This window comes from Gilliamella apis (assembly GCF_002142155.1).
Lineage (GTDB): Bacteria > Pseudomonadota > Gammaproteobacteria > Enterobacterales > Orbaceae > Gilliamella > Gilliamella apis.
Genome location: NZ_NASD01000017.1, coordinates 45956 through 60040 on the forward strand (window position 1 = coordinate 45956; position 14085 = coordinate 60040).

Here is a 14085-nt window from a genome sequence, read left to right on the forward strand (position 1 = left end):
GCTCTGTCATAGCCTGACAGAGCTTTGTTAGCTTTTTTTTGAGCAAATAATATTAATTTATTTGACACCCTTTAACTAGTTGCATATTATTAGCCACAGTTTTTCATCCCTTTAGGGGCCATAGCTCAGCTGGGAGAGCGCAACGCTGGCAGCGTTGAGGTCAGGGGTTCGATCCCCCTTGGCTCCACCAATTCTAAATTCTGCAATTCAAATCCTTTTAGAAATATTTATACAGTGCTAAGATAGCAAAACTAGCAATTATTAGTCATTAAATATGATTCAATACAATCCAAAAATCTTAGCAAATGAATGTCGTGATATGAATGATATTCGAGCGGAAATTGATAATATAGATCATCTGGTAATTCAATTACTCGCAACTCGTTTTGACTATGTTAAAACAGCAAGCCAATTCAAAAAAAATACTACCGATGTGCAAGCTAAAGAACGTTTTAATAGCATGCTTGAGCAACGTAAACTTTGGGCTGATGAGTTAGGTCTCAATGGCGATGTAATTAAAGAATTGTATGCTAACTTAGTTAGATATTTTATTGATGAAGAATTAAAGTATTTTAATAATAATGGTAAATAAAATGAATTACGCCAATAAACAACAACTATTAGATGAAATTAACAAAACAGCTAAGCTATTTATTGATGAATTCAGTGAATTAAGCGAAGCCGAAAAAGATAAATTAATTGAAGGTGTTGATCGAACGCCAGCACAAATGATTGCTTATCAACTTGGATGGTTAGATCTTGTTAAATCTTGGGATGATGCTGAACTTGCTGAGCAAACCCCTGTATTGCCAGCGGAAGGATATAAATGGAATCAGTTAGGTGAATTATACCAACATTTTTATAAAATATATCAAGATTATTCATTACAAGAGCTGATTCAATTATTTAAGCAGAAACTGACTACTTGGAATAGTTGGATTGAGTCATTAGATGATAATACGCTTTTTACTAAAGATGCTCGCAATTGGACAAAACCTTATCCTTCAGCATGGCCTGTGGCACGATTTATTCATATTAATTCAGTTGCGCCATTTAAATCTTTTAGAACTAAAATCAGGAAATGGAAAAAACTAAATTCACATTAGTAACATCATAACAATTTTTTAAATGGATAGAAAAAATGGCCTTTTCAGAATTAGAAAAAGAACAATTGCTACAACTTAAATATGTTGGCGATAAAATTATTGAAAGATTACAACAGATGGAATTAGATTCCTTCGAAAAACTACGTAATAGCAATTTAGATGAAATATTAAATAAAGGTGCTTTACTAACTGGATCATCATGTTGGAAAAATAGCCATCAAGCTAAAACAGCCATCCAAAATATTTTGGCTTGGGTTAATCAAAGCTAATTAATATTTTATTCTAGCTAATTACTAAATCTATGCTTATCCCTATGTATATAAGGAACAATCTGCGCAGTGTGCCATCGAGCCTTAAGCTTTATCTTTTTGTTTTGGCTTACTTTCTTGATACCATGGTGATAATGCTTGCCATGGTGTATACCATCAGGTGATTCCTGTGTATTAAAGCGTGCTTCATGAATATCAAGTAATGTTTTACTTATATGATTAAATAAACCATGTGTATCGAGCAAAGCAAATTCTATGTTGATTAGTGCGTCTTGTACATTGAATTCAATATTTACGCCAGTCATTTTTTTACCTATACTATTTAAAAGGTATTCGCGGGCAGTCTCCGACAGGACCTCCAATCCCACGCGCAGCCTACCCAACGTGTCGGCGGTTGGGTTTTATTTTATGTTCATTTAAATACTCTAATACAGCTAACATTGGCTTAACCTCACCATCAATCATAAAACGTTAGATATAGCGACGGCGAACTACTGATTTTTGCAGATGATCAAAGTATTCCATCCTCACCCAAATCTAGCCAGGCAGTTTTAACGAATTAGCCAGTAATAAGGTTTATCCCTATGTGTATAGGGAACACCCCCATATATTTTCGTGCAGTTCGATAACCGGCGGTTTATCCCTATGTGTATAGGGAACACTTTTTAGCCAAATGGTTATACCCCTCGGCTAACGGTTTATCCCTATGTGTATAGGGAACACTCATAGTATTATTAGAAACGTTTACCGTTTTCCGGTTTATCCCTATGTGTATAGGGAACACCGAATTAGACAAAACGGGGCATCTTGTATGCGCGGTTTATCCCTATGTGTATAGGGAACACTTCCAGCTAATACCTAGCACCCAATCAAATGGCGGTTTATCCCTATGTGTATAGGGAACACTTGGTTGCTTCTTTTGTAAAAACGAATTCACCCGGTTTATCCCTATGTGTATAGGGAACACTTGAATTGATGGATTAAAATTAGAAAAAGAAGCGGTTTATCCCTATGTGTATAGGGAACACCCTAATTATAACCATTTGTTTTATAATTGAAATATAAGGGAGTAATTTTTTACCGATTTTTTCTGTATGAAATTCACTCAACTTATTGCAAGTTAAAATTATTAATATTTAACTTTAAATTAATTTAGATAAAAGCCTAATTCCTTAGAATAAAAAGAAGGCTCTTTTTCTGGCTCAATTAACACAATAATGGCATTTGGTCTATGTATTTGTTGTCTCAATTTTTCTAGAGGCTGTTCGTCAAGTTGTGGGACGGCTTTTTTAACTCTAGCCCATTTAGATGCACTAATTGTAACATGGCTTTGTTCCCATGCGTATTCGTTACTACTACAGTAAGGAATAACTTTTCCATCTTGTTGATATGCTAAATAAAGATCAATATTATCTTTTGATAAACGGGTTGAAACTTCAATTTCCTTATCCCATTCACCATTGAACTGTTCACGGCTATAGCATTTATTAAAATTCAATATAATACTTTTAGCTTGTGAACTTTGTCCTAATTGTTCTCCTAATGCTTTATAAAAAGCCTCTTGTAAACCTTTTGGTGGTTCAAGATCATGGCGATAAACAGCTTCTATAAGTAGTCTCGCCTCTTCAGGCATTGTTATTACACCTCTTTCACGTAAGATTCGTTGGGTAAACCATAAATAGGCATGATTAGCGTAAACATATTTAGTATTGCGAAATTCTGGATTATCTAGCCAATCTTCGCTTGGATCATCCTGCCATGTTGGCGCAAATACGGTCAATATAGGTGGATTTCGCTCATCACGTGGTTGATTCTGGTGAGTGGCTGATTTGATATTTCCGTGTTTATCTCGCACATGTCGTTGTAAACGCCCTGCACGTTGAATCAATAGATCAATAGGTGCAATGTCACTAATCATTTCGTCAAAATCAAGATCTAATGATTGCTCAATGACTTGAGTCGCAATTATGATTTTTGCCGAGCGAATGGTGTTATTTGAAGTTTTTCCCGCCCATTCGATAGTTTTTTGCTCGATAGCCAAACGATCACAATAAGCAAAACGACTATGAAATAGCAAAATTTGCTTACTATCAAGATGCAAATTTTGTTTTATTTGTTGATATAAACTAATAGCATCAGCTACACTATTTTTTATCCAACAAATAATTTTTCCTTGCTCAATTGCACTCTTTATTTTTTCGATACCGGAATTGATATTATCAATCCAGTCGATCTTAACTTGTCGCTTTACTTCATCTCTTGTTTCTATTGCTTGTTCGACTAAGTTTTTTTGATTTAGTTGAGTAAATAAAGGAAAAGGTAAATCTGTATTAAGTGTTAAAGATGATGGTGTTGATGTTAATCCACTATAGAAGGCGTTAAGCAATTTTTCGCGCAGAAAAAATGGTAAAGTCGCAGTAAGAATAATTGCACTGCCACCTTGCGATGCATGATAATGCAATAATGATTCTAATAGTTTTACCATATAACTATCATAAGCATGAACTTCGTCTAAAATAAGTAATTTATGACGCAACCCTAATAATCGCAACGATTGATGTTTAAACGGCATTACAGCCATCAAAGCTTGATCCAACGTACCAACCCCAACTTCCGCCAGTAATGACTTTTTACGAGTATCGACAAACCACTCATTGCACTCGCTACTGGCTGAATTATCATTGTTAAGATATTTTTGCTGACTAATATTATCTAAATTAATTATTGTTTGAGTAAAATTTGGATTCATATAACTAGCGCCATGAGCTAGAACAAGTGATGGATGACTATCCGATTTATATAATTGGCCATATACCATTGATGTTCGTTGGTAGATAGCATTAGCCGTTGCTTGAGTGGGTAAGCCGATATAAATACCTTGTGCTTTCCCGGCAGCCATTAATCGATGTGCCAAAATCATGGATGCTTCGGTTTTACCGGCACCGGTGACATCCTCCATAATAAATAATTCAGGTCCAATATTGGTTAATTGGCAGGATAGTGCTTGTTGCTGTAGTGGTGTCGGCTTTGCTATAAATGGAAACAGGTTTTTAATACCATTAAAAGGAGTAATCGAGGACCTTTTAGGTAAAGTTGCTACGGCTTTTTCAGCATTGGCGAGTGCATAGTTTGCCCAATACTCTGATAACTCCATTGATTTTGAACAAAAAGGGAAAAATTGCTCATTGGAACCTAACCAATCGCTAATAACTGTTATGGCTGCGATTAACCAGCTCAGTTTGCTGAGAATTTTGCGAAATTTTTTATCAAAAAAACTAGTGTGGTAGCCAGCTAACCGATTATCTACAATAAACAACTTATTAATTGCTTTAATATAATCTAAAGATGCATGTTTATCTTGTGAATTAAATGCTAAGTTGCCTTTGGCATCTAAGATTGGCGGCTTGCCATGGTGGCCGGTCATGATTAATAACCAGATATTATATATTTGGTCAATATTATAATTGTAATGTTCTAATTGGATTTCTGATTCTTGCATTAAATAATTCTTCCATAACCAGTGTCCAAGAGAATCATGTCGAGTTAAATAACTTTTGGCAGGATCTGGGGCGACGAGATTGGGATTATTGTGTTTGAATAATTGCTGAAATCCATTAGCGAATTTGCCAATATCATGCCAAGCTAGAAAATAGGCGAACCAAAGGGCTGCTGTTTCAGTCTCATCTGATGAAAAACCAATCTGTTCAAATAGCTCTGCAGAATTAAAATAATCGTTTTTTACTATATGATATCCACAAGCCGCAACATCTAAATTGTGGTAGGCTAAAAGGTGATAATTATCTGATTGATCGCCTTGTTGGCATTTTCCCCAATATTGATAGAATGATTCAAGCATTAAAACGGATATCCTTATTTTAGATGATTAACTGGTTGGAATATTTAGCTAAATATCTTTAATGATTCTAAAATAATAAAAGAATATCGATTAAATTGCTAAATTTTTATACTAAAAAACCCCGTTCCTCAAAATTTTTTTATTATGAATCATGACGATTTATTCTTATCTAGTTAAAATTTGTTTTCTATAAAAGAATAAATCTTAAACAAATATTGATAACAATTAATGTTATAATCGCTGTTCATTATTAAGTTTATTAATAAGGTTTTGCTCATTCGCTGGAAGTTTGGCAAAATAGTTAACTTACTATGTTATTTAGCGTATTCTAAATCGTTTGAAATTTTTAATACTCAATAGGGTAAAATCTTATTTTGATAAATTGTTGATAAAACAGGAACTAAATTAGGATGATTAGTCAAAGAAAAAAAAATATCAAAAAGTTATTCATCTCAAGTTGTTTGAGTGGATTATTATTTTGTTCAATGACTGTCTATGCCGAAGAAGAACCAAATGTCACTTTGCTGTCAGATACACCGGTAGAAGCTAACCCATCAACTGAGACCATTGAATCCCAGCCGATTGACAGCATTGAACCGAATCAACCAACCGAGCATATTTACCATAAAACCATTTTTTCGTTATTGGGTGATCCTAAATATCCTGAAAATTTTGACCATCTAGAATATGTGAATCCCAATGCCCCTAAAGGTGGGATTATCAAACTACATGAAATAGGTAACTTTGATAATTTTAACCGTTATGCTAGTCGTGGCGCACCTGAACATTATTCTGGTGAGTTATACGATTCTCTGTTTACCTCAACAGCCGATGATATTTCCAGCTTTTATCCACTGATAGCAACTTCAATTACTTATTCTGATAGTTATCGTTGGGCAGAAGTCTCGATTAATCCTAATGCACGTTTTCAGGATGGTAAGCCAATAACCGCATATGACGTGGAATTTACTTTTCATAAATTTATGACCGAAGGTGTTTCACAATATCGAGTTTATAACAAAGGGGTAAATGTTAAAGTTATAGATGATTATCGAGTCCGTGTTGAATTACCAGAAAGCGATCGTGAAAAATTACTTTCTTTTGTTGGTAGTATGCATGTTTTACCTAAACATTTTTGGCAAGATCGTAATTTTTCTGAACCGTTAAGCACCCCTCCTGTTGGCAGCGGTCCTTATTATATTAGTGATTATAAAATGGGACAGTACGTGGTTTATAAGCGTAATCCTGACTATTGGGCAAAAGATTTACCTGTTAATAAAGGTTTAGATAATTTTGATGAAAAGCGTATTGATTATTATATAGATGATAGTATTGCTCTAGAGGCATTTAAAGCTGGGGAATACGATTTTCGAGGTGAAGGGCAACCCAAAAACTGGTTTACTCAATATCAAGGAAAATACTTTGATTCAAAAGATATCATAAAGCAAGAAAAAAACGTCGAAACTGCAGTAGATACTAGATGGTTAGCGTTTAATTTGCAGAAAGATCTTTTTAAAGATGTTAAAGTTCGCCAAGCAATAACTTTAGCTTTTGATTTTGAATGGCTTAATCACGCCTTTTATTATGATAGTTATAAAAGACCGTTTAGCTTTTTTGAAAATACCATTTATGCTGCAAAAGGTAAACCTAGTGAACAAGAACTTAAATGGTTAACACCATATAAGGATATTATTCCCGAGCAAGCCTTTGATGATGCCTATACTATTGCGAAAAGTGATGGACACGGTTTTAACCGCAATAACTTATTAACCGCCGCTAAATTGTTAGAAGACGCGGGTTGGATTATTAAAGATGGTAAGTTAATTAATGCTAAAACTGAGCAACCTTTTGAATTCGAGCTATTAACTTATACGGGTGCGGACGTCAAATATGCAATTCCATTTCAGCAAAATTTAGTCCGTTTAGGGATTACAATGAAAATAACTTCATTAGATTATGCCCAATTGACGCGCAGAATGCGTGAACGTGATTATGACATGATGCCACGTAATTATAGTGCAATAGACTATCCATCTTCAGGTTTAGTACTTTTTTGGGGAAGTGAATATTTAAACTCTACATATAATGGTTCCGGCTTACATAATCAGGCAATTGATTCGATTATTGCTGAAATAATTAAAAATGTAGGTAATCAAAGTGAGTTAATTTCACTGGGGCGAGCGCTTGATCGTATTTTAACTCAAGAATATCCGATGATTCCAATGTGGTATAACAGCAAAACTTATTATGCATATTGGAACAAGTTTGGGCAACCAGCCATACAGCCAGCTTATGGAATAGGTATTGGTAGCTGGTGGTATGATGCAGACAAAGCAGCTAGTTTGACAAAGAATAGAGTACACTAATATGTTGAATTATTTTATCCGTCGATTATTGCTAATTATACCAACCTTATTAATCATTTTGACTATCAACTTTTTTATTGTGCAAATTGCACCGGGTGGCCCCGTCGATCAAGCTTTAGCTATGATAGAGAATGGCCCTCAAGCAGGGCAAGTATTGCTGCCTGGCAGTGAAAATAGCCCTGCTAAGTTGACCGAACCAAAAAATAAATCAAATTATCGTGGTGCTCGTGGTTTAGATCCAGAAATTGTGGCAATGATTGAAAAACAGTATGGTTTTGATAAACCGATTTGGGAACGCTATATCAATACGTTGCGACAATATATTCAATTTGATTTTGGTAACAGTTTTTTTAAAAGTGAATCAGTATTAAGTTTAATTGCCAAAAGTTTACCTGTTTCTATTTCATTGGGATTATGGAGTACATTAATCATTTATTTAATCTCAATCCCATTAGGAATTCGTAAAGCGGTTAAAGATGGTTCAAGATTTGATTTTTGGTCAAGTACGTTAATTATCATTGGTTATGCAATACCCGCTTTTTTATTAGCCGTATTATTAATTGTTTTGTTCGCAGGTGGCAGTTATTGGGATATTTTCCCGCTACGCGGATTGATTTCTAATAATTTTGAACAATTAGATTTTTGGGGCAAAGTAAAAGATTATGCGTGGCATATTTGCTTACCGACTATTGCTATGGTAGTAAGTGGTTTTGCCACACTAACCATGTTAACCAAAAACTCATTCTTAGATGAGATTCGTAAACAATATGTTGTTACTGCCAGAGCGAAAGGGTTAAGTGAAAGGCAAATTCTGTATAAGCATGTTTTTCGTAATGCAACCTTGCTTATTGTATCGGGTTTTCCTGCGGCATTTGTTGGCATTTTATTTACCGGTTCCGTATTGATTGAAGCTATTTTTTCGCTTAATGGATTGGGTCTTCTCGGTTATGAAGCAATTATTCAGCGCGATTACCCGGTTATTTTTGGTTCATTGTATATATTTACATTGATTGGGCTTATTACCAAACTCTTATCAGATTTATCTTATATGATAATCGATCCACGTATTGACTTTGAGGCTCGCAACTGATGACTACGCACTATTCAATTAATCAGCTACGTTGGCAACGATTTAAACGCAATCGACGTGGGTATTATTCATTATGGTTATTTTCAATATTATTTATAATCAGCCTATTTTCTGATTTTATATTTAATGATCGACCGATATTTATCAAGTATCAAAATAACTATTATTCGCCCATATTCCATTTTTATCCGGAAACCGAATTTGGTGGGCAATTTAAAACACAAACTAATTATTTAGATCCAGCGGTACAAAATAAGATCGAGTCTGATGGTTGGATACTTTGGCCTCCATTTCGTTATACTCATAATACTGTGATTCATGACACAACCAGCACGTTTCCTACACCACCATCAAAAAACCATCTGCTTGGCACCACCGACGCTGGATTTGATGTTTTAGCAAACATTGCCTATGGTTTTAGAGTTTCAATGTTTTTTGCCTTGTTTCTTACCTTTTTCACCTCCATTATCGGCGTGCTAATTGGCGCAATTCAAGGTTATTATGGCGGAAAAGTTGATCTATTAGGACAACGATTTATTGAGATTTGGAGTGGTTTACCTGAACTATTTGTGATAATTCTGCTTGCCAGTATCTTACCGCTTAATTTTTGGTGGTTATTAGGTATTACGGTGTTATTTGGCTGGATGGCATTGGTCGGTGTTGTTCGAGCAGAATTCTTCCGAACCCGTAACTTCGATTATATTCGAGCTGCTAAAGCTATGGGAGTAAGCGATAGTAAAATTATGTTACGTCATATGCTACCAAATGCGATGGTGGCAACATTAACATTTTTACCATTTATTCTTTGTGGTTCAATTTCAACACTAACGGCACTTGATTTTCTTGGCTTTGGTTTACCAATTGATTCACCATCTTTAGGGCGATTATTACTCCAAGGCAAAAATAATTTGCAAGCGCCTTGGTTAGGAATTAGTTCTTTTTTAGTTATTTCCATCTTATTGTCACTGTTAATATTTATTGGTGAAGCAATTAGAGATGCATTCGATCCAAACAAAGGAGTATATAAATGAGTTCTCCTTTATTATCTATCATTGATTTAAGTATTGCCTTTAAAACTGGCCAGCATTCACAAAATCAAGTTGTTGACGCTATTAGTTTTGATATTAATGAACAAGAAACAGTGGCATTAGTCGGTGAGTCAGGCTCTGGTAAAAGTGTAACAGCACTGTCAATATTAAGGCTGTTATCAAAAGAGCGAGTGATTTATCCTTCAGGAGATATTATTTTCGAAGATAAATCATTATTACATGCCTCTGAAAAAGAATTGCGTAAAATTCGCGGTAATGAAATTAGTATGATATTTCAAGAGCCAATGGTATCACTTAATCCATTGCATACCGTTGAAAAACAACTTTATGAAGTCTTATCTTTACATAGAGGTATGCGACGTAATGAGGCTCGAAGTGAAATCTTACAATATCTCGATCGGGTTGGCATTAAAGATCCTAAAAGCAAACTGGCTTCTTATCCTCATCAGTTATCTGGTGGTGAAAGGCAACGTGTAATGATTGCCATGGCTATTTTAACTCATCCAAAATTATTAATTGCTGATGAACCAACTACTGCTTTAGATGTTTCTGTTCAAGGACAAATTATTGAACTACTCAAAGAGCTCAAAAAAGAGCTTAATATGAGCATGTTATTTATTTCACATAATTTGGGCATAGTAAAAAAATTGGCAGATAAAGTAGCGGTAATGCAGGATGGCCAAATTGTTGAATTCAATAATAAACAACGTATCTTTTTGCGTCCACAGCATGAATATACTCAAACATTATTAAATTCTCAGCCTAGTGGTGAACCGGTTCCTTTACCTGATACTCCCGGTATATTGCTGAATGTGAATCATCTTAATGTTGAGGTCGTCACTCAAAAACGATTATTTAGCAGCAAAAAGAAAAAAATTGTTGATAATATAGGTTTTGCGGTACACCAAGGTGAGACAGTTGGTATTGTTGGGGAGTCAGGCTCAGGTAAAAGTACCACCGCACTGGCTATTTTACGTTTAATCAAATCAAAAGGTGATATCCTATTTGATAGCCATCCTATCCAGAATTTATCTGGTAAGAAGTTATTACCATTCCGTAGCCGAATTCAGGTTGTATTTCAAGATCCCTTTTCATCACTTAATCCGCGCTTTAATGTTGAGCAAATTATCAGTGAAGGTCTAATGACACATAAAAAATTGACTAAAGCTGAGCGAGAACAAGCGGTAATTGATATTATGCTAGAGGTTGGTTTGGACCCTGAAATGCGTTTTCGTTATCCAAATGAGTTTTCTGGTGGACAACGGCAAAGAATAGCGATTGCTAGAGCTTTAATATTGCAACCGGAACTATTAATTTTAGATGAGCCAACGTCATCTTTAGATCATACAATTCAAAAGCAGATAATTAATTTACTTAAATCATTGCAAGAGAAACATCATCTTAGCTATCTGTTTATTAGCCATGATCTTGCCTTAGTCTATTCAATATGTCATCAGATTGTAGTTATGAAAGACGGTAAAATTGTTGAACAAGGTTCACGAGAAAAAGTGTTTTATACGCCGGAATCTGAGTACACCAAAGTTTTACTATCATTTTTAGATAAACCACCGAGAAAAGCGACTAAAACGTTAATTCATGCGGATATTATCGAAAAAACTCAAAAAGCAGAATCATCTGAAAATGTAGAAAAAGATGAACAGTCTGATGAAAAACAACAAGCTCAGCAAGAGCATAAACAAGAACAAAAGGTTAATTGGGAAGACGCATTATTAATGCGAAAAAAATAAATGTACAACTTTGTGGCTTAGCTATAAGCCACTATTAAATATTTAGTTTAGTAAACGAGTTAACAGGTTCATTATGCAAAAAAATATATTCCGTTTTTTAACCGCTTCATGTTTATCATTTATCTCAATAAATGCAATGGCATTGACGTGTTCAGATAATCCCGAACAAAATAAAGTTGAGGCAAATAACTATATTTTTAAAATATTAGACTTTATTGATTCAACAGCTAAAGGGATTAAGCAAGAAGTGAGAACTTCAACCATTACATCAGATACTGGTACGATACGTTCAATTGTCAAACATAGTTTAAATTATGATCCAAATGGTTTGATTACAGAAAGTCATTACGATCTTTATTCCGGTGACAATGAAAAACTCTATTCTGAACATCTACAAAAAAACCAATCTGGCTGGCAAAATGTGATTGAGGATATTGAGGATAAAACAAGGAGCACTACTCAGTTCAAAATCGATACACAAGGTAGAGTTATTGCTTCTGAACAGATAAAACAAGCGCCCGATTTTACCTTTATTGAGAATGATAGTTATCAATTTGATAATAACAATTGTTTAATTAATAAAAATGTGCAATGGCAGCTAAAAGAGTTGGATGCTAATGGTCAAGTAGTAGGAACAGTGCAAAAAGGTGCTTCGATTTATGCGTTTGGTTATCAAAATCGCCATCTAGCAAAGGTATCGGCGCAATATAGTAATAAAACTAAAAATGAAAGCGATTTTTCTTACCAATATGATGATAAAAATCGATTAAATGCAATCCAATCGACTTATTCAATAGTTGGAAAAAATACAACTCATTACATGACTGAATTTTTAACTTTTAATGAGAAAAATGATTGGTTGAGTGCAACACAATCAAAACAAAATAGGAAAAACAAACAAACTAATATCGTTCGGCAGATTACTTATTATTAATCAATTAAACATGGCGTTATCACTAGTGAACTCGATAACGCCAATGAATGAACATCACTCTAGTTTTATCTTACAAATAAAATATAAATCGCATGAGCTGTCCATGCTAACGCTAAACCATACGTAAGTAGCTTTTCTCGCTTTGGATAGATATTAAATTGATGTAACAAAGTTAGAATCTGTTGCAATCCACACCAAATTGGTAGCGAAATCATTAAGCACAAAAATAATTTACCTAATTCAGTATTAGCTAACTTTAAAATATATGAACGCGTTATCGCGTCACCAAAAGGAATGATAAACGCAACAATGATTAATACCACTGGTGCGAAAATAGCTGCCCAAAGCCCACCTAAAGCAAATAATCCTTTTGCCACTTTTGAGTCTGACTGTATTGGTTGAGTTTGTTGATTTTTCATTGATCAAATACCACTTATTTAATTATCAATAATAGTAAGCAATATGAAAGTAAAATTGTTACACCCCATAAGCCAATAATAAGTAAATATCCTTGTTTCTTTTTATGAATATTTTGCTTAAAAATAATCTTTGGCATTAACCTAAACCAGTTTATTGAATGAAATAAAGCGAGTAGTAATGCAATACAGTTTAGCACTACAACAACTGGGCTTTGTAAGAAAAAGATAAAACGATAAAACTCATCTTGTCCCATTCTATTTGTATACATACAGATAACACCATACATCAACACCAAACTAACCCAAATCATGGAAAAAGGCGTTAATTTATCAATGATTGACAGAAATAACGGCTGTTTTGTCTGTAACGATGTGATCTCGGATTGTGTACCAGTATTGTTATTATTTAAATCATTATTTGCTGGATAATTATCATTATTCTTCTTAATCATAACTTTCTCAATGTGAGTAACATTATTATGTAATTAACGTTTCTAGGGATGAATGTTTAATGTTGTATTATAAACATTAAGTGATTCAAATCGTCAAATTAAAGTCCTGCATAATATCGGTTTTTAAGGTAATAACACTAGGCAGAAAGTGCGTTGAAATGGTTTGCATGACATTGCAAATGTGATTAACTAATAAATTATTTGCTAGTAACAAATAACTTATAATCAGTTAAATATGAGCCTATTGGTGTTTCTTTGACTCTTACTTGAGCTTTAGTACCATATTTGATTTTGTCATTTAAATTTATGCATAGAAAAAAGTAATAATTGTTATCTTTATCAAGAATCTTTAAACCATGTTTACAACGTCCATGCCTACCTCTACTTGGCCCTGGCGTGGTAATTTTATATTCAGTGGTATAAGTTTTATATTCAGTAGGATAGAAATAAATGATCTCTGCTGGTAGAACTAAAAAAATTATGAGATTAAACGAAAAAATCATAAAAGTACGTGTAAGGTAATGTTTAATTCGTTCTAAAAATGATTTTTTTAACATTTTTTTTCTAGAAAAAGCGAGGAGAAAACTAAGCAGGATGGCTACAGTAAAAAATGCATATTCAACTTTAGGAAAAATAATTGTTTTTTGGTGAAATCGCAAAGTAAAAAGAATATTAAGAATAAACAAGAGTGCCACTGAAAGCTGTACTATTGTTGTTATATTTTTCTTTAATACAACTTTTTTTAATAGATCTTGATTATAATTTTTAAAGTTTTGTGGCATATAAGATCTCTATC

The 14085-nt window shown here is 34.0% G+C and carries 13 protein-coding genes, 1 tRNA gene and 1 CRISPR repeat array; of the genes, 9 read left to right on the plus strand and 5 right to left on the minus strand.

All coding sequences use genetic code 11. The annotated features are described in order from the left end of the window. The first annotated feature begins 114 nt into the window (after nucleotides 1-114). From B6C84_RS08565 to B6C84_RS08580, 4 genes are all read left to right on the plus strand, one after another. Nucleotides 115-190: transfer RNA gene (locus B6C84_RS08565), tRNA-Ala, on the plus strand. An 84-nt stretch (nucleotides 191-274) separates the two neighbouring features. Beyond that, nucleotides 275-592 carry a chorismate mutase gene (locus B6C84_RS08570; RefSeq protein WP_086354323.1) on the plus strand — a complete coding sequence of 106 codons (318 nt, stop codon included), beginning with the start codon at nucleotides 275-277 and terminating at the stop codon, nucleotides 590-592. A 1-nt stretch (nucleotide 593) separates the two neighbouring features. Further along, complete coding sequence (locus B6C84_RS08575) at nucleotides 594-1106, plus strand: ClbS/DfsB family four-helix bundle protein (RefSeq protein WP_217332137.1); 513 nt, start codon at nucleotides 594-596, stop codon at nucleotides 1104-1106. Nucleotides 1107-1141: 35 nt separating this feature from the next. Further along, nucleotides 1142-1375 (plus strand): hypothetical protein, encoded by a 234-nt coding sequence (locus B6C84_RS08580; RefSeq protein WP_065577746.1) that lies wholly within the window; start codon nucleotides 1142-1144, stop codon nucleotides 1373-1375. Between the two features lie 17 nt (nucleotides 1376-1392). On the opposite strand, the gene B6C84_RS08585 is transcribed toward B6C84_RS08580, so the two are convergent. After that, nucleotides 1393-1743, minus strand: a complete 351-nt coding sequence (locus B6C84_RS08585; RefSeq protein ID WP_086361339.1) for a phage virion morphogenesis protein — start codon at nucleotides 1741-1743, stop codon at nucleotides 1393-1395. 204 nt (nucleotides 1744-1947) lie between these two features. Further along, nucleotides 1948-2403: a CRISPR direct-repeat array (repeat unit 29 nt; unit sequence CGGTTTATCCCTATGTGTATAGGGAACAC). Nucleotides 2404-2522: 119 nt separating this feature from the next. Beyond that, nucleotides 2523-5231 (minus strand): CRISPR-associated helicase/endonuclease Cas3, encoded by a 2709-nt coding sequence (locus tag B6C84_RS08590; protein ID WP_086354326.1) that lies wholly within the window; start codon nucleotides 5229-5231, stop codon nucleotides 2523-2525. 410 nt (nucleotides 5232-5641) lie between these two features. Between B6C84_RS08590 and B6C84_RS08595 the strand changes: the two genes are divergently transcribed. The 5 genes from B6C84_RS08595 to B6C84_RS08615 all read left to right on the plus strand — a co-directional run bounded on the left by B6C84_RS08595 (nucleotide 5642) and on the right by B6C84_RS08615 (nucleotide 12418). Next, a complete protein-coding gene (locus tag B6C84_RS08595) occupies nucleotides 5642-7597 on the plus strand; it encodes an extracellular solute-binding protein (RefSeq protein ID WP_217332238.1) in 1956 nt (651 codons plus the stop codon). A 1-nt stretch (nucleotide 7598) separates the two neighbouring features. Continuing rightward, nucleotides 7599-8687: a microcin C ABC transporter permease YejB gene (locus tag B6C84_RS08600; RefSeq protein WP_086354327.1), complete on the plus strand. Its 1089-nt coding sequence runs from the start codon at nucleotides 7599-7601 to the stop codon at nucleotides 8685-8687. Next, nucleotides 8687-9718: an ABC transporter permease gene (locus B6C84_RS08605; protein ID WP_065614357.1), complete on the plus strand. Its 1032-nt coding sequence runs from the start codon at nucleotides 8687-8689 to the stop codon at nucleotides 9716-9718. The genes B6C84_RS08600 and B6C84_RS08605 overlap by 1 nt, the downstream gene beginning before the upstream one ends. After that, nucleotides 9715-11484, plus strand: coding sequence for a microcin C ABC transporter ATP-binding protein YejF (gene yejF, locus B6C84_RS08610; RefSeq protein ID WP_086354328.1), 1770 nt, complete (start codon nucleotides 9715-9717; stop codon nucleotides 11482-11484). Before B6C84_RS08605 ends, yejF begins: the two co-directional genes overlap by 4 nt. Nucleotides 11485-11557: 73 nt before the next feature. Beyond that, nucleotides 11558-12418 (plus strand): hypothetical protein, encoded by an 861-nt coding sequence (locus B6C84_RS08615; RefSeq protein WP_065577740.1) that lies wholly within the window; start codon nucleotides 11558-11560, stop codon nucleotides 12416-12418. Nucleotides 12419-12483: 65 nt separating this feature from the next. Here B6C84_RS08615 and frdD read toward each other — a convergent pair whose 3' ends face one another. The 3 genes from frdD to B6C84_RS08630 all read right to left on the minus strand — a co-directional run bounded on the left by frdD (nucleotide 12484) and on the right by B6C84_RS08630 (nucleotide 14071). After that, nucleotides 12484-12837 (minus strand): fumarate reductase subunit FrdD, encoded by a 354-nt coding sequence (frdD, locus tag B6C84_RS08620; RefSeq protein ID WP_065577739.1) that lies wholly within the window; start codon nucleotides 12835-12837, stop codon nucleotides 12484-12486. Nucleotides 12838-12851: 14 nt separating this feature from the next. Continuing rightward, on the minus strand, nucleotides 12852-13289 hold the full coding sequence (locus B6C84_RS08625) for a succinate dehydrogenase/fumarate reductase transmembrane subunit (RefSeq protein WP_065577738.1): 438 nt from the start codon (nucleotides 13287-13289) through the stop codon (nucleotides 12852-12854). 197 nt (nucleotides 13290-13486) lie between these two features. After that, on the minus strand, nucleotides 13487-14071 hold the full coding sequence (locus B6C84_RS08630; RefSeq protein WP_065577737.1) for a hypothetical protein: 585 nt from the start codon (nucleotides 14069-14071) through the stop codon (nucleotides 13487-13489). Nucleotides 14072-14085 lie beyond the last annotated feature (14 nt).

Excerpts from the sequence above, each read along its gene's own strand:
- B6C84_RS08570 (WP_086354323.1), top strand. The coding sequence starts at position 275 with ATGATTCAATACAATCCAAAAATCTTAGCAAATGAATGTCGTGATATG.
- B6C84_RS08575 (WP_217332137.1), top strand. The coding sequence starts at position 594 with ATGAATTACGCCAATAAACAACAACTATTAGATGAAATTAACAAAACA.
- B6C84_RS08580 (WP_065577746.1), top strand. The coding sequence starts at position 1,142 with ATGGCCTTTTCAGAATTAGAAAAAGAACAATTGCTACAACTTAAATAT.
- B6C84_RS08590 (WP_086354326.1), bottom strand. The coding sequence starts at position 5,231 with ATGCTTGAATCATTCTATCAATATTGGGGAAAATGCCAACAAGGCGAT.
- B6C84_RS08595 (WP_217332238.1), top strand. The coding sequence starts at position 5,642 with ATGATTAGTCAAAGAAAAAAAAATATCAAAAAGTTATTCATCTCAAGT.
- B6C84_RS08600 (WP_086354327.1), top strand. The coding sequence starts at position 7,599 with ATGTTGAATTATTTTATCCGTCGATTATTGCTAATTATACCAACCTTA.
- B6C84_RS08605 (WP_065614357.1), top strand. The coding sequence starts at position 8,687 with ATGACTACGCACTATTCAATTAATCAGCTACGTTGGCAACGATTTAAA.
- yejF (WP_086354328.1), top strand. The coding sequence starts at position 9,715 with ATGAGTTCTCCTTTATTATCTATCATTGATTTAAGTATTGCCTTTAAA.
- B6C84_RS08615 (WP_065577740.1), top strand. The coding sequence starts at position 11,558 with ATGCAAAAAAATATATTCCGTTTTTTAACCGCTTCATGTTTATCATTT.
- frdD (WP_065577739.1), bottom strand. The coding sequence starts at position 12,837 with ATGAAAAATCAACAAACTCAACCAATACAGTCAGACTCAAAAGTGGCA.
- B6C84_RS08625 (WP_065577738.1), bottom strand. The coding sequence starts at position 13,289 with ATGATTAAGAAGAATAATGATAATTATCCAGCAAATAATGATTTAAAT.
- B6C84_RS08630 (WP_065577737.1), bottom strand. The coding sequence starts at position 14,071 with ATGCCACAAAACTTTAAAAATTATAATCAAGATCTATTAAAAAAAGTT.